Origin of the sequence: Sphingobacterium sp. Lzh-3, from assembly GCF_046764375.1 — a bacterium.
In the GTDB taxonomy this organism is placed as follows: Bacteria; Bacteroidota; Bacteroidia; order Sphingobacteriales; family Sphingobacteriaceae; genus Sphingobacterium.
Map to the genome: position 1 here is coordinate 3,436,692 of NZ_CP177226.1, position 22,422 is coordinate 3,459,113.

Annotated in this window: 18 protein-coding genes and 3 tRNA genes; 9 read left to right on the top strand and 12 right to left on the bottom strand. The window is 38.5% G+C overall.

Annotation, left to right across the window (positions count from 1 at the left end; all coding sequences use genetic code 11):
- The first annotated feature begins 225 nt into the window (after window positions 1-225).
- A complete protein-coding gene (locus ACLCDV_RS14460) occupies window positions 226-2,253 on the top strand; it encodes an ATP-binding protein (RefSeq protein WP_411971485.1) in 2,028 nt (675 codons plus the stop codon).
- A gap of 97 nt (window positions 2,254-2,350) precedes the next feature.
- Here the strand turns inward: ACLCDV_RS14460 and ACLCDV_RS14465 are convergent, their stop codons facing one another.
- From ACLCDV_RS14465 to rocD, 6 genes are all read right to left on the bottom strand, one after another.
- Window positions 2,351-3,463 (bottom strand): phytase, encoded by a 1,113-nt coding sequence (locus tag ACLCDV_RS14465; RefSeq protein ID WP_411971486.1) that lies wholly within the window; start codon window positions 3,461-3,463, stop codon window positions 2,351-2,353.
- Window positions 3,435-4,697, bottom strand: a complete 1,263-nt coding sequence (locus ACLCDV_RS14470; protein WP_411971487.1) for a right-handed parallel beta-helix repeat-containing protein — start codon at window positions 4,695-4,697, stop codon at window positions 3,435-3,437. Before ACLCDV_RS14470 ends, ACLCDV_RS14465 begins: the two co-directional genes overlap by 29 nt.
- 150 nt (window positions 4,698-4,847) lie before the next feature.
- Window positions 4,848-7,634 carry a TonB-dependent receptor domain-containing protein gene (locus ACLCDV_RS14475; protein WP_411971488.1) on the bottom strand — a complete coding sequence of 929 codons (2,787 nt, stop codon included), beginning with the start codon at window positions 7,632-7,634 and terminating at the stop codon, window positions 4,848-4,850.
- A gap of 206 nt (window positions 7,635-7,840) precedes the next feature.
- The gene (locus tag ACLCDV_RS14480; protein WP_411971489.1) at window positions 7,841-9,463 is read right to left on the bottom strand and encodes a tetratricopeptide repeat protein; all 1,623 of its coding nucleotides are present in this window, start codon (window positions 9,461-9,463) and stop codon (window positions 7,841-7,843) included.
- Window positions 9,464-9,664: 201 nt separating this feature from the next.
- Window positions 9,665-10,630 (bottom strand): arginase, encoded by a 966-nt coding sequence (locus ACLCDV_RS14485; RefSeq protein WP_159726582.1) that lies wholly within the window; start codon window positions 10,628-10,630, stop codon window positions 9,665-9,667.
- 3 nt (window positions 10,631-10,633) lie between these two features.
- The gene (gene rocD / locus ACLCDV_RS14490) at window positions 10,634-11,893 is read right to left on the bottom strand and encodes an ornithine--oxo-acid transaminase (protein ID WP_343566800.1); all 1,260 of its coding nucleotides are present in this window, start codon (window positions 11,891-11,893) and stop codon (window positions 10,634-10,636) included.
- Between the two features lie 122 nt (window positions 11,894-12,015).
- On the opposite strand from rocD, the gene ACLCDV_RS14495 reads away from it, so the two are divergent.
- Entirely contained in the window at window positions 12,016-12,468 is a 453-nt protein-coding gene (locus ACLCDV_RS14495; protein WP_088161676.1) for an Lrp/AsnC family transcriptional regulator, read from the top strand.
- A gap of 50 nt (window positions 12,469-12,518) precedes the next feature.
- On the opposite strand, the gene ACLCDV_RS14500 is transcribed toward ACLCDV_RS14495, so the two are convergent.
- Window positions 12,519-12,704: a hypothetical protein gene (locus tag ACLCDV_RS14500; RefSeq protein ID WP_046673540.1), complete on the bottom strand. Its 186-nt coding sequence runs from the start codon at window positions 12,702-12,704 to the stop codon at window positions 12,519-12,521.
- A gap of 208 nt (window positions 12,705-12,912) precedes the next feature.
- On the opposite strand from ACLCDV_RS14500, the gene ACLCDV_RS14505 reads away from it, so the two are divergent.
- The 3 genes from ACLCDV_RS14505 to ACLCDV_RS14515 all read left to right on the top strand — a co-directional run bounded on the left by ACLCDV_RS14505 (window position 12,913) and on the right by ACLCDV_RS14515 (window position 15,398).
- On the top strand, window positions 12,913-13,155 hold the full coding sequence (locus ACLCDV_RS14505) for a hypothetical protein (protein WP_088161677.1): 243 nt from the start codon (window positions 12,913-12,915) through the stop codon (window positions 13,153-13,155).
- A gap of 84 nt (window positions 13,156-13,239) precedes the next feature.
- A complete protein-coding gene (locus tag ACLCDV_RS14510; protein ID WP_088161678.1) occupies window positions 13,240-13,893 on the top strand; it encodes an NAD(P)H-binding protein in 654 nt (217 codons plus the stop codon).
- Between the two features lie 92 nt (window positions 13,894-13,985).
- Entirely contained in the window at window positions 13,986-15,398 is a 1,413-nt protein-coding gene (locus tag ACLCDV_RS14515; RefSeq protein WP_307186235.1) for an alkaline phosphatase, read from the top strand.
- 42 nt (window positions 15,399-15,440) lie between these two features.
- Here ACLCDV_RS14515 and ACLCDV_RS14520 read toward each other — a convergent pair.
- From ACLCDV_RS14520 to ACLCDV_RS14530, 3 genes are all read right to left on the bottom strand, one after another.
- Window positions 15,441-15,513: transfer RNA gene (locus ACLCDV_RS14520), tRNA-Thr, on the bottom strand.
- Between the two features lie 33 nt (window positions 15,514-15,546).
- Window positions 15,547-15,619, bottom strand: a tRNA-Thr gene (locus ACLCDV_RS14525).
- Between the two features lie 34 nt (window positions 15,620-15,653).
- Window positions 15,654-15,726 (bottom strand) — tRNA-Thr (locus ACLCDV_RS14530).
- A 271-nt stretch (window positions 15,727-15,997) separates the two neighbouring features.
- Here ACLCDV_RS14530 and clpB point away from each other — a divergent pair.
- The gene (gene clpB, locus ACLCDV_RS14535; RefSeq protein WP_075992745.1) at window positions 15,998-18,598 is read left to right on the top strand and encodes an ATP-dependent chaperone ClpB; all 2,601 of its coding nucleotides are present in this window, start codon (window positions 15,998-16,000) and stop codon (window positions 18,596-18,598) included.
- 57 nt (window positions 18,599-18,655) lie between these two features.
- Here clpB and ACLCDV_RS14540 read toward each other — a convergent pair whose 3' ends face one another.
- Entirely contained in the window at window positions 18,656-19,150 is a 495-nt protein-coding gene (locus tag ACLCDV_RS14540) for a TlpA family protein disulfide reductase (RefSeq protein WP_411971490.1), read from the bottom strand.
- Window positions 19,151-19,307: 157 nt separating this feature from the next.
- Here ACLCDV_RS14540 and purN point away from each other — a divergent pair, with 157 nt between their 5' ends.
- On the top strand, window positions 19,308-19,880 hold the full coding sequence (gene purN / locus ACLCDV_RS14545) for a phosphoribosylglycinamide formyltransferase (RefSeq protein ID WP_070563826.1): 573 nt from the start codon (window positions 19,308-19,310) through the stop codon (window positions 19,878-19,880).
- Between the two features lie 244 nt (window positions 19,881-20,124).
- On the opposite strand, the gene ACLCDV_RS14550 is transcribed toward purN, so the two are convergent.
- Complete coding sequence (locus ACLCDV_RS14550) at window positions 20,125-21,357, bottom strand: MFS transporter (protein WP_120334433.1); 1,233 nt, start codon at window positions 21,355-21,357, stop codon at window positions 20,125-20,127.
- Between the two features lie 91 nt (window positions 21,358-21,448).
- On the opposite strand from ACLCDV_RS14550, the gene ACLCDV_RS14555 reads away from it, so the two are divergent.
- Window positions 21,449-21,946 carry a PaaI family thioesterase gene (locus ACLCDV_RS14555; protein WP_070563819.1) on the top strand — a complete coding sequence of 166 codons (498 nt, stop codon included), beginning with the start codon at window positions 21,449-21,451 and terminating at the stop codon, window positions 21,944-21,946.
- A gap of 40 nt (window positions 21,947-21,986) precedes the next feature.
- On the top strand, window positions 21,987-22,409 hold the full coding sequence (locus ACLCDV_RS14560) for a transposase (protein ID WP_088161681.1): 423 nt from the start codon (window positions 21,987-21,989) through the stop codon (window positions 22,407-22,409).
- Window positions 22,410-22,422 lie beyond the last annotated feature (13 nt).

Sequence of the window (22,422 nt, forward strand, 5' to 3'; positions counted from 1 at the left end):
AAATAAAGATACGAATTTCTATTTACTGTACTATTGATGGGATGAATCCATATTAAACAGCCTCCGAGATGACTAACAGATCAAAAAGTAGGGATTCCTAGGAACCAATAATTGCTGCTCCATATCGACAAGGAGAAAACTCATGAGAAAAGGAACAATATTTGTACGCTATTAAATCTAGCTATAAATGATATCGCTTAATCAACACTTAATTTTTGATATGTTATGATTCGTTCAGATAAAGATATTTTAGCCGTTCTCTCTTCTTCATTAGATGCTTGTGCAATTTATGACAGCGCAGATCTCCGTATTTCTTATGCAAGCACTGACATGTTAAAATTGTGGAATTGTGATCACAGCGCGATTGGGCAATATCTTGAGAATTGCCTTCAACAAGAAGAATTAACATCTTATATACCCCTCTTGAAAAACGTTTGGGAAAATGGAAATACGCAGCCGATCGACAAGATAAAGATCAAACTCAAAACCGAACAACAATCTTCACTCCGATATACGCACACGTTTGAATATCATCCGCTCATCAATGAAAAGGGTGAAATTTATGCCATATTTAATCAAATTAGACTGATACCTGAAAATGAAGACGACACCCCACAAACGCAAGAAAAAAATACCATTGAACGAAAACTGCTACAAGATTTATTAACTCAAAAGTATACAGTAGCAGGAACCCCCTACAAAATCCCCACGAATAATTACACCTTATCACCTAAACATACCGAAGATCTCAATGAAAAGCTTAAGGATGCACTCAAGAAAATCATAGAAAGTGAAGAACATTACCATTTTGCCTTACAGTCGGCTGAGATGGGTACATGGAATTTAAATTGTAAAAATTATATGGTCAATTGGGATGAACGGACCCGGGAGCTCTTTGGTTTTGCGAAAGGTGAATATGTTCCATACAATGAGGTGCTAAAATATATTCATCCAGAAGATAGGAATAGAATCGATCAGGAAGTCAAAAAGTCACTGACTTACCAAAACAAAAGTGTTTATGACGTACAATTTAGAACCATTGGAGCACAAGATCTTCAATTACGGTGGTTGCACTGTAAAGGAAGAGTATACTTTGACCAAGACCAACAACCCGAATGGTTTGCAGGCACCGCTATAGATATTACCATCCAGCATCAAGAGCATGAAAAACTTGAAGCTATTAATCAACTTATTGCCAAAAGAGATCAACAGTTTAGAATGATCGTAGAAGCCGCCGGCATCGGTATCTTTTCTATTGACATGGAAACCAAGAAAATGGAACTCAATGATCGTTGCCGTGAATTATTTGGCTTCGATCAGCGTGACAACATAAAAGAATCCGACTTTTTCGACCAAATTCTGCCTCAGTATAGAAACATCATTCATCATGTTTTTCAGGAAGTAACGCTCAAACAATCCCCTTTTGATTGTCAATGTGAAATAAAAGATAAAAAAACGGGTAAGATAAAATGGTTAAGGTCAATAGGCGGAAGTCAATTGGAATCGGATACGACAAGACACATGATCTACGGCGCTATAATAGACAGCACCAATGACAAGGAAGAAGAAAGGAAAAAACTAGACTTTATTAGTATCGCAAGTCATGAACTCAAAACACCTTTGACCTCACTCATTGCCTATATCCAATTACTACAAGCCAAAGAAGGTACATTGAGCAGCGAAAAGCGCATGCAATATCTCCACCAATCGAATGAGCAAGCAACGCGCATGCGCGGTTTAATCGACGGCTTTTTAAATGTTACTCAACTAAATGAGGGTAAGTTAGTACTTCGCAAAAAGACATTTAACGTTTGTTCTTTACTCGATTATATTCAAAATATCTATTCTCTAAAATCTGCAAAGCACTTCATTCATTATTCAGGAGCAATAGATTCGAATTTGGAGATTATCGCCGATCGTGATAAAATCGAACAAGTGTTAATCAACTTCATGGATAATGCCATTAAATATTCGCCCAGTAATTCAACAATTACCATGCATGTGGCCATACATTCAGGTTATTTTGAAGTCGAGATCAAAGACCAAGGAAAAGGCATCAATCATAAGGATCAGAAACAAATATTCAATAAATTCTATCGTGTAAATGACGATGCGGATCGTTATGCTTCGGGATTTGGCATAGGACTGTTTATTTGCAAAGAAATTATTCAAAAACATCAAGGAGAAATTGGTGTCGACAGCCAGATCGGCCAAGGGTCAACCTTTTGGTTTAAAATTCCGGTCAGTGTATAAATAACAGCGCTAATTACCACCAATAAAATTTCCGATAGCAAAAAAAGCAACAGTTGCGAATCAAATCACAACTGTTGCTGAAATATTAATTCGTCACCTATTTCTTTTTCAAATCGGCTCCGGCAATATCTTCCCATCGATAATAATGGAATGTTTTATCGTCACTCATAACAACAAACAAGCCATGTTTGAAGGTTTCATTTAAATTAAAAGAGGTAGTTTCCGAACCATCACTTTGTGTTGCCATAACCGGCACAGTCTTCAGATATTTATGTTCGAAAGGATTGCTTTTGGTTCCTTCCCGACTAAAAACCTGAAAACGATTTGCACCCTGGTCCGACACCAAGATATATCCAGTACTGTCGGTCACTTTATAAATCGAAATACCTTCATGATCTTCTTTAAAACCTGCTGTAGCAAACAATGCCAACTGTTGGTTTCCCTTTACTGGATCCGCATAGTATTGTTTTACGCCAACCTGTTCATCCGAATAGTAAATATACCCAAGCTCATTGTCCACCGCTATTGCCTCAATCTCTTTCTTTCCACTAAATGAACCGAATTTGCGAACCAGTGTAGCTTTTACTGAACCAGAGCCATTATCCTCCAATAAATATTGTCCCAAATAGCCTTCTTTTGGTCCATTTTTTCGTCCAACAATAGCATAGATCTCTCCTTTTGGAGAAGTATATAGGGCAATCCCCATCAGATCTCTGAATTCAGGCTCAGTTTCACCAACAAACATATCTAATCCCCCTTGATCGATCGGCTTCATGTCAGGTAGTGAAAAAATACGCAATTTATGGGTCATACGCTCTGTTGTGACAGCGATATCAACAGGCTTCCCACCCAATACCAAACCGTAGGCTACATCAACGTTGTTTGGTCGTTTTAAATTGGAAACCACTTTTTCTTTGACCGTTTTACCCTGTAGATCGTACACGAACAAAGCTCCATCGGCATCTTTATCCGTTGCTATAATCAGACTCTTGCTCGGATCGCTCTTATTGATCCAAATTGCAGGATCATCCGAATCATAACGTACAGCATCGGTCACAATAACGGGTTTAATTGATTCTACGTTATTTGTTTGCGCATTTTTGCATGCCATTTGAAGCAGGGTTGATGCTCCCAAAGTTAGTGTTAGTATTGTTTTTAAATTTGTCATTATATGAAGTAAATTAGAATTTGGAACCAAATGCCCCAACATAAGCTGCAGGCTGAGGAGAATTATATGTTAAGCCGTTTGACATCACCAGGCCACTCGTAAAATGGGGTTTAAAAGCCAAAGTACCGGCCTTTAATGCAGGTGAATTCCCCTGAAGATGAAAATCCCAGGTTAAATCAAATACGTAATTGTCAACCGATGTTTCTAAAGGATAAGAAACAAATTTAGGATTATTCTCCCCTGCCACTTTACCTCTAACATCATTACTACCGCCTACAATATCATTTTTACCGACCTGAAACTGATCTACAGTCAATTGACCGTAGCCATAATACCAATTATTACCTGACACAGAACGGCTATCCTCTGGTTTTTTAGGATCACGCTTGACACCAAACCGTGTATTGGCAAAAAGATTATTATAAATTTCTGCTCTGACAGAGGCTTCTAACCATATGGAACCTCCTTTGGCAGTCGGTCTGCGCCACCCTGTATTGAGCATGGTATTATTATAAACAATAATATAAGCCTGAGGTGTACGGTCTCCCGAGTTGGATAGTTTTAAAGCATTGGTATTTACACTATACACGAGGTTATAAGCAACATCGGCAAGACATCCGGATTTGAAATTCATCGCTTCTCCACCTGTCACCCCATTAGAAAAGAAACGATTGTTAGCGAAAATGATTTTTCCGCCTTCAATATACGTACAGTCTTCGTGAAAATGACTTACAGTACTATTTTGAACAACTAGCTTTCCGTCTGGATTTGAGAACCACAAAGCTGGCAAAGCTTCACCAGACACTTTTTTATACAAGCCCATTTTTACAGAAGTCGACGCATCCGATGTAATTGCACCGCCATATTCAATGACGGTATTGTCCAAAACAAGTTCCTGGCAGCTTGGAGCGGCTAAAATTCCTCCCCATAACTTGCCAAATTCATTCGTCTTCGTCTTATACCCATCTTCAACCGTAAACTTTACAGGATTTTCAGCTGTACCTAGTGCATACAAATTACCCAAAACAACAATTTCAGGCTTATTGACAGAATCCATCAATACGGTTACACCTTCCTCAATCGTCAGGCTCTTGCCTTCGGGAATAATAATATCTCCCTTGATATGCTGCACACTCCCTTTGCTCCACACACCGGAGACCTCACCTATAGCACTTCCATCAGCATCAGAAGTATCAACATCAATATTTGCTTTTTCACAGGCACTTAGCACCACGATAAAAAACGCTAGAAACGATAAAATACATTTATTTTTCATCTGTATATATTTAATTTTTAATGATGAAGCAGATTTCACTTATCCAAAACATTGGCTTTCCAAAAAAGTGAAAGCTTCACCGAAACAAACTGTTGTTATTTCACGTCGCACATGTTCAGATTAAAACATGCCCTGTTTTACGCGGGTCTATTATTTACTAAACGAATAACGTAATCCAAGGATATAGTTCTGTCCATACAAATCCTTTCTAATCAAAGTATTTCCGCCTTCAATAAGCTTTTCAGCGATCTTCTCATTTTCGGGATTTGTTCCTTTCACATACAATTCCATTGGTGTATTCAAGATGTTGTTAGCTTTGGCAAAAATGGCCCAACCAGCTTTAAATTTCTTCTCAATAGAAGCATCTAACTGAACAAATCCTTTTTGCCATAAATCATCGTTCAAAAATTGCGACACTGTATTGATTCGTGAGCCGGTATAAGATCCAGCTAACTGTCCTTCCCAGCCATTATTAGCATCTTTGTAAAGTAGCGACAGATTGGCCACATGTGCAGCTTGCCCATATAGCGGTCTCGTTTGATCCACGATAATCGCTTCAGGGTCCTGTGTGGTCTCATTGATTCGACGCGACATCTTGGCGGTCGTTATACGTGAATGTGTATAGGTGTAATTGGCCTTAATACCAAATTTCTGGATATACTTGATATAATCAACCTCGAGGCCAAAGTTGTTGGCGTTACCAAAATTACCGGGGGTGTAGTATACATCCTGCTTACGAACCTCATCCGGTTGAAAGGTATATTCAATTGGGTTTTTGATTTTCTTGTAAAACATACCCACAAGAAATTGAGAGGAAGCTTCAGGGAATAATTCATACCTTAAATCAAAGTTATCTGCTAAGGCATGTTTTAAATCTGGGTTTCCTTTTTCTAAAAACTCTTCGTTAACCACACTTGAGGGTACAATTTCATAAAATCCAGGTCGGTTTAACGCACGATAATAGGCCGCATGAAGCTGTTGTTTTCCGTCCAAATGATATTTCATGGTCAAACTTGGCAGCCACTCTGTATAAATTTGGAATCCTTCTGGTCTTTTTTCTCCTGCAGGAAACAATAATTTATAATTCTGATTGGTATGCTCCATCCGGATCCCACCGATCATCTGCCATTTGTCATTCTCATAATTGAACATACCATACAATGCTGTGGTCTTCTCACCAGCATCATAAGTTAATGGATTTGCGACAGCTCCGGTAGGATTGGTGACGGTCAAATTGAGATCGGTATAGCGCTGAAAATCTACGCCGTATTTATACTTTGCCTCTTCTGCCGAAGCTGGTGATAAGTTATAGTTATTGTAAAAACTACTACGCTGTTTATCACGATACAAACCTCCGGTCGATAGCTCCAGCTTACTGTTTTCCATTGGAACTTTATAAGCTACATCCCAATAGCCTGCATGATCATTATCGGTATTCCGCTCCCAACGATAGGTTACGGGAGATTTATTGACGAGAGAAGTCCTTTTACGTTCAAAATTTTCTTCTACTCCATCCAAACTGATCATCGTATTTTGTGGCAATTGATTGCGCGCTGAAGAAAGCACACCTGACCAACGGACATTCAGACGATTATCTAAAAAATGATGATCCCCCTGTAGGGTACCATTGTAGATCTGTTGCTGTGTTTTTCGGCTTCTTGTCACATAGGTCAGTTCGGCTTTACCAATACTGGGATCATACTGACCATTATATATCGTATTTACCGCATCACGCAATTGCATGTTATTTAAATTCACATACATTTGATAAAAGCTAACCCGATGATTTGGATTAAATCGATAATCGACCTTGTTATGCAAACCTAAGCGTTGTTGCTGTTCATCATATTGACGATCACTCTGCTCAGTAATTACCGCATTGGGATTTACGCCAACGACAGCCGATTTGTAGAAAATAGAACGACTACCTCGATGTAAATTTTGATAACTCGCACCCAAAATAACGCCCAATTTATCATCCAAATACCGATTGCCTATTGTCAAATTGCCTACAAGATCTGGAAGGGGCTTTTTATAGGTATAATCTAATGCTCCCTTATTAAAATCAGCAGCGGTTGCATTGTAATTCTTCCCATGCTGTTCGTAGGGAGATTTAGCCGAGGTTCCGCCTGTTGAAAAGCTTCCAAAATCACGATTAAAATAACGTTGGCTGTAGCCTGTTGCCAAATTTGCTTGAAGCAATAATTTAGTCGGCGCCGATTTCATAACCATATTGACAACTCCACCCACCGCATCGGCTTCCATATTTGGTGTTAGCGACTTGTAGACTTCTAAGCGTTCCAACATATCTGAAGGAAATAAATCCAAAGGGACATAACGGTATTTATTATCGGGACTTGGAACCTTTACACCATTCACTAAAGTGGTATTGTAACGTTTATCCATCCCCCTCAGAATAGCATATTGCCCCTCGCCATTCGAATTTCTTTCTATAGATACACCCGAAACACGCTGTACAACATTAGCAACAGTGATATCCGGAGAAATCTCTATTGCACGCGCCGAAACAACATTCATAATTTGTGACGCATTCTTTTCCAAACGCCTTGCACTAGGATCATCATCCCCTCCATTCCGACGTCCCTTTATGGTTACTTCCATTAATGTCTGTTCGGCAGATGTCAGCTGAAAAATAAAATGAGGTGTATTTTCTTTTTGAATTTCGATTTCTTTAATTAATTCGGCATAGGCCATATGCTTGATATGAACCTTATCCACACCTGCAGATAATCCTTTGAATTCAAACGAACCATCCAATTGTGTTTTGGTCGATAGCCCACGCTGTTCCAAGAACACTGTTGCACCAGCAATGGCTTCACCAGTCTGACCATCTAATACCTTACCTTTGATTTTGGTCGCATAAGCAGCGCTGACCGAAATACTGGAGGCAAGTAATACCGTTAAAAAGTTTTTCATTTTGATTAGATTATTATGAATCTTTGATTGTTGTCGCAAAGATGGCAGCCAATTCTATTCACACAAAATATCTAGCGTTACAACAAGGAAACAAGGTAAAAAGAGCACTATACAGCAAGGAAACAAGAAGATATAAAACACTAGTAAGCAGTAATTTAAAAACAAATTACACGCCATTAACATTCTATTACTCCTGTGTTAAAAAATTATGAAATACCAACGAGATAACCCGTCAGATCCTCTCCTTGTTCCAATCTTAATTTTTTTCGCAATCGATGTCTGGCAACACGAAGGCTATCTTGTGAAATGCCCAATAAGACGGCAATATCGATATTATTCAAATTTATTTTAAGCAATGCTATTAATCGCATATCTGCGGCCGTCAAATCTGGAAATCGTTGAATAAGTTTTTCAAAAAAGCTGTGATGTACCTTTTCGAAAGTTCCCATAAACTCTTTCCAATGGATGCCCTGCGTAATATTTTCATTGATTTGCAACACCAACTTCTGCATTTGTCGTTTTTGATCCCGGCGTTCGTCCTTAACCATTCCTTTTAATTCATCACGAAGTTCTTCCAAAAATTGATTGTTACGGATTAGATTTAAGGTATGGGATGTCAATTCCTTTTGCTTGAGTGACAGTTCTTGTTTGAGCTGCTTATCTTCAAGCAACTGGTTTTTAAGAGCTACTTCGGTCAACTCACGTTCGGCCTCCTGTTTTCGCGATTCAGTAATCTGATTTTTGATCTTAATTTTCTGACGACTATGCAATACATAGGACAATACAATTAACAAAATTAAAACCACGATTGTTCCCCACAGCATGATTAAGTTGATTCTTTTTGTTACCTGCAATTTTTCAATCTCCTCAGCTTTTTGATTCATATCGTAGAGCGCCTGAAAAAAAGCTGTATGTCGAGCACCATCTACGCTATACAGTTCAAGCACTAACTTACGGCTCTTTTCTGCATAAAAATATGCGCTATCCATCTGCTCACGCAAGGCGTAGGTCCTACTCAAATCTTTTGTCGTAGCAGCCATTTGATACACATCACCCAAACTTTCCGCCATCTGATAAGCCAATTGTGTCAGTTTGATACTTTCTGGATATTTATTGGTCTTTCTAAAAATATCGCCCATATTATTTATGACCACAATTTTTCCATAATTGTCTTTTGTTTCCGTATAGAGAGTACTTGCTTTTTCAAAATGAAAAAAAGCGCTGTCATACCTTGCAAGATCTTCATAAATACTGCCTAAATTTTCATGGATCTTGGCTTCTCCATTTTTATTACCCACACTGCTATAAATGGACAAAGCAAGATTCTGGTAGACAAAGGCGGAGTCGTAGTTAGCTTCCTTTTCAAATAAATGCCCTATATTCCCTAATGTACCTGCCGCTCCATTTTTATCCCCTTCTGTTCGGAAAGAATGTAGCGCCTTGTTAAAATAAACTTTCGCTACATCATGTTGTTTGTTGAAAATATTGAGCTCCCCGATATCACTCCAATTCGAAGCAAGATGCTGTTTTGAATTTAATTGCGTATAAATTCGATCGGCTTGAAAATAGTAGTCCTGCGCCTGTCCATAATGTCCCTGATTGACACATAACCATCCAATCGCCTGTAAACAATTGGCTTGTAATAATAAGTCTTTATCCGTAACAGCTTTTGCATAACGTTTTTTGACGAGCATAATTGCAGAATCAGGATGGTTTTGACTTAATCCTCTAATATCCTTAAAGGATACAACCTGCGCAGTCCCCGGATGCCACAAAAAAAGCTGTATAAAAAAAAGTAGAAACAAAATAATTTTATCAGAAATCCTCATATCTAACGTAAATAATCGAATTGCAAATGTACATGAAACATGTTAACACAATATTAAATCACATAAAGCAATACGAGTTTTAACATAAGGAAGGATGACTTATTTTTATCCGCCGAGCTCAACGATATACTATTAAAAAAGCCCTTTTATTGACGACAAACATCAATAAAAGGGCTTAAAAATAGACAATCCCAAAACCGGTTAATTACCCGATTTCAATTCAATGAGCGGAGTGATCCGTTCTAATATATCAAATGCCACCTCTGCCATTTTATTACCTTTATTGTCCAATAACGGATTAACTTCAACAATTTCAAAACAAATTACCTTTCCAGATCGGATGATCTCTTCTAAAATCAACACAATCTCCCTTGGCAAAAACCCCTTAGGCACTGGTGTTCCCGTGCCATCCGAGATCAATTCACTATCCATGCTATCTACATCAAAAGAGATATAAACCATATCACATGCTTCTAGGATTTTCAATGCTTCAGCCACACAATCGGTTATTCCCCGCTGTCTCGTATCTTCCACACGATAGTTCTTAATGCCAAGTCGTTCAATGACCAGATCTTCCGGTTCTTCCGTATCCCTTACACCAAAATAAATCAAATGATTGGATTGTATTTTACCTACTGGGCCAGCTATTCGTTTTAGTTTATTCCAAAATTCTTGTGTCGATTCGTCTATTTCATTAATTTTGCATGGCAAATTATCTTCATTCAACATCGCCGCTAAAGGCATTCCATGCATATTGCCTGAGGGTGTTGTGTGCGGAGAATGAATATCGGCATGAGCATCTACCCAGATTACACCGAGTTGCTTATCGGGATAAGCGGACTTTATACCACTGATCGTCCCCATTGCGGAGGAATGATCCCCTGAAAACACCAATGGAAAATTGCCGGAAGATAAGCTATCTTCAACAGTGGAAGCTACTTGTTTGCATTGTTCATAAATCTGCTGAATATGTTTCGCAAAAGGATGATTATCATTCTGATAAATGGAGCTATTTCGAGTCGGCACATCAACAAATGGATAGTTAATGAAATATTGACTTCCTTTATTAATTGCAGCTATCTCGATGGCGTCGATGCCCAGATCTGAACCCCTAGTCCCTGCTCCGATGTCCGATCTGTTTTTGATCAATTCAATCATTTTCTCCATACACTATTTCAAATTAGTCAACGATCGCTCAATAATCCCTAAGCAAGTCTCGACTTGCTCTTTGGTAATAACCAGCGGCGGAGCCAATCGAATTTTGTTACCATGTGTAGGCTTCGCTAAAAGTCCATTTTCTTTAAATTTGAGACAGATATTCCAGGCCAAATCACTTTCTTCATCCGCATCAATTACAATGGCAGTCAAGAGCCCCTTTCCGCGCACTTCTGTAATTAACGTGCACTTAGCAGCAATCTGACGCAATCCATCCAAAAACAATGCCCCCATCTGAAACGCCCGTTGCGTCAAATTTTCATCCCGCACAACATTTAGCGCTTCCATAGCTACTGCACAGGCTAAGGGATTCCCACCATAGGTAGAACCATGTTCGCCCGGTTTAATACACAACATAATAGAGTCATTTGCCAACACTGCCGATACTGGCAATACACCACCCGACAAAGCTTTACCTAAAATCAGAACATCTGGTTTGCTTTGACTTTGCGTATCATCAATATCATAGGATGCCAACATACTTCCCGTCCGAGCAATACCGGTTTGGATTTCGTCTGCAATAAACAATACATTGTATTTTGTACATAATTGTCTCACGCGCATCAGATAATCCTCATCCGGAACGACAATACCGGCTTCGCCCTGAATTGGCTCAACGATAAAACCGGCGATATTTTTATCTGCTTTGAATAACTGTTCTAGCGCATCAACATCGTTATAGGGAACGAGTACTATGCCATCTAAAAAGGGGCCAAATTCATGTGTTGCAGTACGATCATTGGATGCCGATATAACAGAGATTGTCCTACCATGGAAATTGTCCTTGGCAAAGACAATTTTCGCTTGATTGGCTGCTACACCTTTCACCTGATAGGCCCATTTACGGCAAAGCTTCATTGCCGTTTCTACCGCTTCAACTCCCGAATTCATCACCAAAGCCTTATCAAATCCAAATAACTGACAAAGCATTTCTTCAAAATCGCCCAATTTATTATTATAAAATGCTCTCGATGTAAGTGTCAATTTCGCAGCTTGCTCTTTTAAAGCATCTATAATTCGCGGATGGCAGTGTCCCTGATTGACAGCAGAATATGCAGACAAGAAATCAAAATAAGATTTTCCATCAACATCCCACACCACGACTCCTTCAGCTCGTTCCAATACGACCGGAAGAGGATGGTAATTGTGCGCTCCATATTTTTCTTCTTTGGCAATGAACATCTCGCCCTTACCATGTTTAGCTACTGTACTCATAATTCAGATTTTTTCTAATAATAACAAATATACGATATTTACTTTTTTATTGACTTAAAAATAAAATTTAACACTAAATTAGCATAAAAATATTAAAATTAACTTTTAAACCACTTTCTACAATGAATAGTATCGATGATTTTGATCTACAGATTTTAAAATATTTAGACGAAGATGGACGGATGGCCTACTCTGCAATAGCAACAGCTATGGGCGTATCCAATACGATGATCCATCAACGAATCAACCGATTGACGGAACAAGGAATACTGGCCGGTATAAAGCCTGTATTAAATGAAAAAAAGCTAGGCTATGATTGGGGGGCTTTTACAGGGCTAAGTTTGGAAAAAGATCATGACTCGAGCCGAATTATTGAAGAACTTAAGAAAATACCAGAAGTTACAGAATGCTATTACATTACGGGCAATTACACGCTATATGTAAAAATTATTGCTAAAAACCACGAACATATGCGACAATTACTCTATGAAAAAATTGATAGCATTCCAGGAATTGCAAAAACAGATTCCCTTATTGAATTAGGCTGTGCTTTCAAACGTAATATTATATTCTAGTACAATAAAACATTCATGGGATCCTGAACCTCTATTTCAGGGTCTCCACACTACTTACCTATATTTGCCAATTCTTCTTCCGTCCAGTAGATCAATTCGCGCAAAACATATACATTTTCATAGCTTCCCAATCCATCGATGTAGTCCCACAAATCACCTTCAACCTTCACTGGTCTTCCATGATGAAGTATATCATACCCATTATCTAACCAATTTTGTATCTGCTCTTTATCCATCGTTATTAAAACTTATTGTTAATTATCTTTAAAATGACTATATCAAATATAATATATTTTACGATGGCTACCCAAAACTGTTTCAAAGAAACAAAAATTTCAACAACTTTTTGACATCGTGTCTATCACTCTTCAAGAAGTTCTCGTGCTAATTGACAAATTTTAAAAATAAAAAAAGTATATTCGTATAACATCAAATATCATTATTATGGCAGATTTTTTCTATGTTGGATTAGAAGGTGAAAACGAATTGCTCGAACTGGTGGCTGTATCTACGATTCAATCCCTCCTCTATTTTCAGGATGCCGATCAAGAGGATTTTACAACAATAAAGACCGCTATTGATCAAAATTTTATTGTCGAAGAAGATCTAATCACTGTAGCAGACACCCTCCGATTGGATCAATCTATTGTGCGCTTTACTCCGGGCAAGCCCAATTATAAAGATTAATTGCATGCTCAATCATACGGGTAAATAACTATCAGTAAAGCAATTAAATCAAGATAATTAGTAAAGAAAATAAGTAAGGAAATAATGAAGGTAGTTTTAATAGGTGGTTCTGGCGCTACAGGAAGAGCGCTCGTTCAATTGATGTTAAAATCTAAGGAAATTACGGAAATCGTTGTGCTTTTAAGACGTGTCTCGTTTGAGGAGCACATTAAATTGAAACAGGTTATCGTAGATTTTGAAAATCTAACGGATTTTGAGCAAGTGATACAGGGCGATGTCGCAATTTCCTGCCTTGGCACCACCTTAAAAGACGCAGGCAGTAAAGATGCACAATGGAAAATAGATCATGATCTTAATTTACAATTTGCGGCATTGGCTAAAAAAAATGGTTTTCCTACCTTTCTCTTATTATCGGCTGTTCTTGCGGATCCTGCATCAAAAATTTTTTATAACCGCATGAAAGGAAGCCTTGAACAGGATGTTAAAGCACTTGATTTCAATCGGCTTATTATTTTCCAGCCTGGAGGATTAATCCGACCAAATACAGATCGCTTGGGTGAAAAAACAGCCATAGCTGCCCTCCGTATCTTTAATACAATAGGATTATTCAAAACATACGAACCTCTTTCAGTAGGACAAGTTGCTATGGCAATGTTACAGGCGATCAATCATTACACAACAGGTATCCATACTGTAACCGTGAAAGATATCCAGAAATTAGCAGCAGAAACCAGTTGAAACAAGTAAAAAAAACAATTCATAATATTGAATTAACAGTAAGCTAATCCTAAGGCTGTAATTTGTGTTTTTTTAAAATAACAACCATTCAAATGAAAAAACACGTTTTATTTCTGTTCCTCCTCGTTTTTGTACAAGTTTTCCCCTCTTTTGGCCAAGAAGCAAAATACATTTTTTACTTAATTGGTGATGGCATGGGCCTCAACCAGGTTAATCTCACCGAAATTCATCAAGCTGAAGTACAGCATAAAGATAACCCAATCCCACTTGTGTTCACGCAATTTCCTCATGTTGGATTTGCCTCCACACATTCACTCTCGAATGGCGTAACGGACTCAGGCGCTGGAGGTACCGCATTAGCCGTTGGAAAAAAAACCAAAAATGGCGTTATCGGTATGGACAGTACGGGAACAGTCCCCTATAAGAGTATAGCTTATGCCGCAAAGCAAAAAGGAAAGAAAGTCGGTATTATTACAAGCGTCAGCATAGACCACGCTACCCCGGCTTCATTTTATGCACACCAAGCAGACCGCGACATGTATTATGAAATCGGTAAAGAAATTGTCACTTCGAATTTTGATTTTTTTGGCGGATCCAATTTTCTCAAACCCGAAACAACATTTGATCATAAAAAGGCGCCATCGCTTTTCCCCATATTAGAAAAAGCCGGCTATAAGGTGCTTAAAGGAAAAGATGCTTATGCACAACTACCAAATAAATCAGATAAGATCATATTGATGAATTCAGATGGCAGCCCTATAGATGCCCTTAAATATGCCATAGACCAAAAGCCAAGTGATTTAAAACTGGCAGATATCACATCTGCAGCTATCACTTCACTGCATAAAAATAATACAAATGGTTTCTTTTTAATGATTGAAGGTGGAAAAATTGATTGGGCATGCCATGCAAATGATGCGGCTACAACGATTCAGGAAGTGTTGGATTTCAATAACTCCGTACAACTCGCCTATGATTTTTATAAAAAATTTCCAAATGAAACACTTATAGTCGTTACAGCGGACCATGAAACGGGCGGATTAGGTGTCGGTAATGGAAGTTCTTCGCTGAAAACAAAATTCTTGTCCCACCAAAAAATCTCGCATGCAGAACTTTCGAACGCAATTGGCAACCTTCGTAAGAATAATCCAAATGCAACATGGGGCGATCTCAAGAATCTCATTGCTGCTCAAACAGGTTTGTTTTCCAAAATTACAATCCATGAAACTGATCGTAGTGCTTTAGAAGCTGCCTATCAAAAAAGCTTTGTCGATCATCAAAATGAAACCGCAAAAAGCCTTTACGCAAGCGACGACAAGATTGCCGCACTGAGTATTTCAATCTTAAATCGGATGGGATCAATAAGCTGGGCCTCTAACAACCATTCGGCAGCCTATGCACCGGTTTATGCCATCGGTGTTGGTTCCGAACAATTCAATCAGAAAATGGATAACACAGATATACCAAAGAAAATCGCTACAGCTGCAAAACTTAGTTTAGACTAAACAAAAAAAGATCCCCAAGAAATCTTGGGGATCTTTTTTATGAGCCTCTTATCGGAATCGAACCAATGACCTACTGATTACAAGTCAGTTGCTCTACCAGCTGAGCTAAAGAGGCTTTCAAATGAATTTTAATGAGTGTCGCTCAAAGAGCCTCTTATCGGAATCGAACCAATGACCTACTGATTACAAGTCAGTTGCTCTACCAGCTGAGCTAAAGAGGCTTTTTAAAGAAGTTTAATGCATGTTGCTTAAAAGAGCCTCTTATCGGAATCGAACCAATGACCTACTGATTACAAGTCAGTTGCTCTACCAGCTGAGCTAAAGAGGCGTTACTTCTTTTCAATCTTACAACGTCTGACCGTTTTAAGATGCTGCAAATATCGAAAGCTTAAACCAAAAATGCAAGTCGATTTCAAGAATTTTATACCCTGATAAGGCAATTATTTAAAAATCAAGCGCATTATTTTTAATAACTGAAAATTTGTCATGATTCAATAAAAAATATTGCCATTTTTTCCGAAGTATGGCTTAAAACCTGAATGGCACTTCAATTGTTATAACCAATATGTATCAACGAAACTTTAAATAAGACAATAAAAATGAATTTTAACAACTATACAATTAAAGCCCAAGAGGCTATACAAAAAGCTTCCGAAATTGCGGCAGGCCATCAACAACAGGCCATTGAGACAGCGCATATTTTAAAGGCTTTACTCACCGTGGATGAAAATGTGGTCAGCCACTTATTAAAAAAGTTAAATGTCAACATCAGCTATCTCGGTACTGAACTTGACAAACAAATTGAAGGTTTTCCGAAGGTTAGTGGCAGCAATATTTATTTAAGTAGTGATGCCAATAATGCACTTCAGAAAGCTCAGGGCTATCTCAAAGAATTCAATGATGAATTTGTCTCTGTAGAGCATTTACTGCTGGGTATCCTGGCAACTTCTGATAAGACCTCAACATTACTTAAATCACAGGGTGTTACAGAAAAAGACTTAAAGACCGCCATAAAAGAATTGCGCGGAAACAGTCGGGTAACCGATCAAAATGCGGAGGCCACCTACAACGCTTTGGGAAAATATGCCCGAAATTTAAATGAATATGCCGAGTCCGGCAAATTGGATCCCGTTATCGGCCGTGATGAAGAAATTCGACGTGTGATGCAGATACTCTCCCGTCGTACCAAAAACAACCCCATACTCGTCGGTGAACCTGGGGTTGGTAAAACGGCTATTGCGGAAGGTATTGCTTACAGAATTATAAAAGGCGACGCACCTGAAAACTTAAAATCTAAGATCGTATTTTCCTTAGATATGGGCGCTTTGGTTGCCGGAGCTAAATATAAAGGTGAATTTGAGGAACGTCTAAAAGCGGTTGTAAAAGAAGTTACCGATTCCAATGGAGACATTATACTCTTTATCGACGAAATCCATACATTGGTGGGTGCTGGAGGTGGTGAAGGCGCCATGGATGCGGCTAATATCCTCAAACCAGCTTTAGCTAGAGGTGAACTACGCGCAATTGGAGCGACAACCTTAAACGAATATCAAAAATACTTTGAGAAAGATAAAGCATTGGAGCGTAGGTTCCAGAAAGTCATGGTTGAAGAACCCGACACACAAGATGCTATTTCTATTCTCCGTGGCCTAAAAGAACGCTACGAAACACACCATAAGGTACGCATTTTGGATGAGTCTATCATTGCCGCCGTGGAATTGTCACAGCGCTATATTGCCGATCGTTTTCTACCAGATAAAGCGATTGATTTAATTGATGAGGCAGCATCCAAATTACGCCTTGAGATGGACTCTGTACCGGAAGCTGTCGATGAGCTTGAACGTCGTATCATGCAATTGGAAATCGAGCGTGAAGCTTTGAAACGTGAAAATGATGACAAAAAAGTCGCCGAATTATCGGAAAGTATCGCCAATCTATCGGCAGAGAGAGATACGTTGAGAGCATCGTGGCAAGAAGAAAAGAGTCTTGTTGACAATGTCAATCAAGAGATTGAGAATATTGAAAACTACAAACTCGAAGCGGAGCAGGCCGAACGTTCCGGAGACTATGGAAAGGTAGCAGAGCTTCGTTATGGACGGATTAAAGAAGCGCAAGAAAAAGTTGACAAACTAAAGGCTGAACTCGCAGAAAAACAAGAAAGCAAGCGTATGCTCAAAGAAGAAGTTACTTCAGAAGACATTGCCGATGTTGTTGCAAAATGGACGGGAATACCTGTGAGCAAAATGATTCAATCAGAACGCGAAAAATTATTGAATCTTGAGGAAGAGCTTCATAAACGTGTCGCCGGTCAGGATGAAGCAATAGAAGCTATTTCCGATGCGATTCGTCGATCACGTGCTGGATTAAATGATGCGAAACGGCCAATAGGATCGTTCATATTTCTAGGGACTACCGGAGTCGGAAAAACCGAACTTGCAAAAGCACTTGCCGAGTTCTTATTTGACGACGAACAATCCATGGTTCGTATTGATATGTCGGAATATCAAGAACGACACGCAGTGTCTCGTTTAATCGGAGCGCCTCCAGGATATGTCGGCTATGATGAAGGCGGGCAATTGACTGAAGCAGTTCGAAGAAGACCCTATTCTGTTGTTTTGTTAGATGAAATTGAAAAAGCTCATCCCGATGTATTTAATATCCTATTGCAGGTGTTGGACGATGGCCATCTTACAGACAACAAAGGTCGTACGGTAAACTTCAAAAACACCATTATCATTATGACCTCCAATACGGGATCGACCATTATACAGGAAAACTTCAGTCATCTGACCGATGATAATAGGGATGAAATTATCGCCAAAACACGCAATGAGGTATTCGATCTTTTAAAACAATCGATTCGTCCCGAATTTTTGAACCGTATCGATGAAGTAATTATGTTTACGCCATTAAGTCGAGATGAAATTGGAGATATTGTTCGTTTACAATTTGCACATGTTCAGAAACAACTGGCCGAACAAAATATATTCATTACGGCTTCTGATGAAGCAATGGATTGGTTGGCACAACTTGGTTACGATCCTATTTATGGAGCGAGACCCTTAAAACGTGTCATTCAAAAACGAATTCTAAATGAACTTTCGAAGGAAATTTTATCCGGAAAAGTAAATCGCGATTCGATTATTCGTCTGGATGTATTCGACGGTAAATTTGTGTTCATCAATAAACAAGAACAATAAAAGAAGAAGGTCCGATAGTATCGGACCTTCTTCTTTTTATTGCTAATATTTAAACATTTAACCTGTAATACCTAAAGCTTTTAACAACTTGTTTACATCGTCTTCGCCGTCCAAATGCTGTACCAATACTTTGGTTTTTGCATCATAGATATAGATCGAAGGATAATTGCTTGGCTTAAATTTTTCAATAAATTGAGTTCCAGCATCAAACAAGAATTTGACATTTGGGGCACTTTTCAAAGCCTTCGCATGCATATTAATAAATCCATCGACATAAGGCTTGTCATTCATGGAGATAAAATAGAAGGATACATTCTTGAATTTGGACAAGTGCTGTGCGATACCAGCCCCCATTTTCTGGCAATGGCCACAACCCGGGTCGTAAAAATCCAACACAATATAGCCCGATTTTGGAAGCTTGTCCGAATTAAACTTGTTAGCCTGATAGACCTCATCAAAAGTAAACGATGGAAGCGTTTTGGGTGCCTGCGCAAAAACAGGTTGAAATAAGAAAAATACACTTACAAAAAATAGGGAATAAAGGAACCTCATGTTAAAGAAATTTAAACCAACAGTGACTATTCAATTAATTTTAATCAATAATACTTAAAAATGCGCTTCAGTCAACTATTATTTTAGTTTTTTTACAAAAAATCCGTAAGTTTGGGCTAATTTTTAAATCGATCAAATCTATTAATACTTATTAATCGTGAAAAAACGAATTGCTATTTTTGCTTCAGGTTCAGGGTCCAATGCTCAAAAAATAATGGAACATTTCAAGTATTCAGATGAAGCTGAGGTTGCCTTGATTTTATCCAATAACCCTGATGCTTACGTTATTCAGCGAGCCGACAATTTTGAAATACCTGCACATATATTTGATCGTGATGAATTTTACAAAACCGACAACGTTGTCAATATTCTTAAAAACTTAAATATTGATCTGATTGTTTTGGCAGGTTTTCTTTGGCTCGTTCCAAATAACCTTCTGAAAGCATTTCCAAATCAAATTATAAATATACATCCTGCTCTCCTACCAAAATATGGTGGCAAAGGTATGTATGGTGACCATGTACACAAAGCCGTTTTAGCCAATAAGGAAGAGGAACATGGCATTACGATCCACTTTGCAAATGAACATTTCGACGAGGGGGAAATTATATACCAAGCACGATTCAAAGTGGATCCCAACGATACTTTAGACATTATTAAATTTAAAGGGCAGCAACTCGAACATCAGTACTTCCCTAAAATAATTGAAAATCTTATCAAAAAAATGTAAAAACAATTCCATTATTTAGAATTGTTTTAGACAAATTGTAACTTTGCATTATGAACGAAGTTATTGAATCTGTGTTGGAGGTAGATGAGTCAGAAAACAAAGCCGGGTTGTTTCAGTTTCGGAATACGGCTATGAACCCTTTTTCTGACTTTTCTTGTGCCTGCTTTAAAAAGTGTTGCAAAAAATATAAAGAAGGCAAACGCTGTAAAAAATGTCCGGGTCGAAAAAAATAGCCATTTATTGACTACTCCTCCAGGTAATCTAAATCTTTATCAAAGCTTTCTTCTAACTGGGTCAACGAATAAATTGCTATACCCGAAAGAACGACAACCATTGTAATTGCTGCTGGAACAATTCCAAACGCATTTACGAGAAGTCCATAGAGCATTGTTGAAGGAATGAGTGCACCCCGTACAAAATTGGGGGCCGTCGTTGCAACAGTTGCTCTGAGATTTGTACCAAATTGTTCCGCTGAGATAGTCACAAAGGTAGCCCAATACCCTACCCCTAAGCCCATTATAAAGGCAAGGCTTAAAAACTTTGTCGCTGTAATACCATCACTCAATAAATACCATAGTGAACTTCCAATGATAATTAATTGACATATAAACACCACTTTTTTGCGGGATTTTAAAATCTGTGCGAATATTCCTGCCAGTACATCCCCGATAGAAATACCGATATAGGTAAACATCACCCCTTGACCAGCACTCAATGTACCTGTAGCCCCTAAGGCCTTGCCGATTTCCGGAGCCTGTGTGACCAAAACACCAACAACAAACCAGATTGGGAGACCAATGCATAGACAGTTAACATACCGTTTTAACCGGCTTTTATTTGTAAAAAGCATGCGGATATCCCCTTTCACAACACCCGATTTATCCTGATCCTTAAATAGTCCTGATTCAAAAGAGCCAATGCGCAACAGCAGCAACAGTAAGCCCATTCCACCACCGACAAAGTAGGCCGTCCGCCAGTCAAATTCTTCCGAGACAAAATAGGCCAATATAGCGCCTAAAACACCGACACCGGCAACCAACATAGTCCCATAACCGCGTTTTGACTTATGCATACTTTCAGAAACCAAGGTAATTCCCGCCCCCAGTTCTCCGGCCAAACCAACGCCCGCTATAAAACGAATAATACCATACATAAGCACATCATGTACAAAACCATTTGCAATATTCGCTACAGAGTATAAAAGAATCGATCCAAAAAGTACTTTTAAACGTCCAAATTTATCCCCTATAATCCCCCAAAGAATTCCACCCAACAACAAACCGCCCATTTGCATATTGAGCACAAATTCACCTTTTACCCGCATTTCTTCCGCAGGGACGCCAATATCAGTGAAGGACTGAATACGAACTATGGAGAAAATAATCAAATCGTAGATATCGACGAAATAGCCCAGTGACGCAATCATAACCAGTAACCATACTTTTCTGCTGGATTGTTTTTCTTTTATTGTTGACATTTTAGGTTTTTTGATCTGTAAAAATACCATAGTGAAGCTATAAAACCAAGATTTCGAAAAATAATCCGACACATTGTTTTATTTTTGCATCATGAGATATAGTCCACTTGCCTTAACATGGCTATTACGTATTTACCCACCATTTCTATTTCAGGGAATCTGGGTTAAAAAAATTAGCCCCGGCTTCCAAGGCGCCAAAGTAAAAATTTATAAGACACCATTCAATATCAATACCAACAAAACATTATTTGGAGGAACGATCTTTTCTGCGGCAGATCCAATATTCCCCATCCTCATTGATCAGTATCTTCAAAAGATTGGTTTTAAGAAAACGGTGGCCTGGTTAAAATCATCACAGATCACCTTTAAGAAACCCGGTAAAACCAGCGTGGAATATTCTGTGCAACTCTCCGAGGAAATCCTTGAAGAATGTGCCCATATTATCCGCACAAAAGGCAAAGTAGTAAAGGATTTTACGCTGGAAATTAAAGATAAGTCTGGCGATCTCTGTGCCACGGTACGTTGTGAAACCTATATTCGTGACTTGAATTTTACATTCCCTTCCAGAAATCGAAATATTGAGCCATAAGAAATTAATATATTTGTCCGATTACCAAAAAACAAAAAACATGAATAAAATCGCGTTTGTAGCTATCGCATCCTTGGCAATAGCAGCATGTGGAACTCAGGGAAATGGTGCAACAGGTGTAAAAGCCCTGCAAGATTCAACTATTAAGATACATGATGAAATTATGCCTCAAATCGCTCATTTCGACCGCGATGCTGTTAAGATAGATTCTATTTTGGCAAATTTAAAAAACCTAAAAACAACCAAGGCTGATTTAGACACCAATTTAACAAGAAAAGAGCTAAGCACATTGAAAGCTAATTTAGAAAGCGCTACAGACCATATGATGGACTGGATGAAAGGATATAACCCGGATTCAACAGATGTTAAATATTTTGAAACAGAGCTTCAAAAAGTAAGTGATATGAAAAAGATATTTGATAGTGTTTCCAAAGAAAGCCAAGACAAATTAAAGAATTTTTAAATCCAAAAATTCA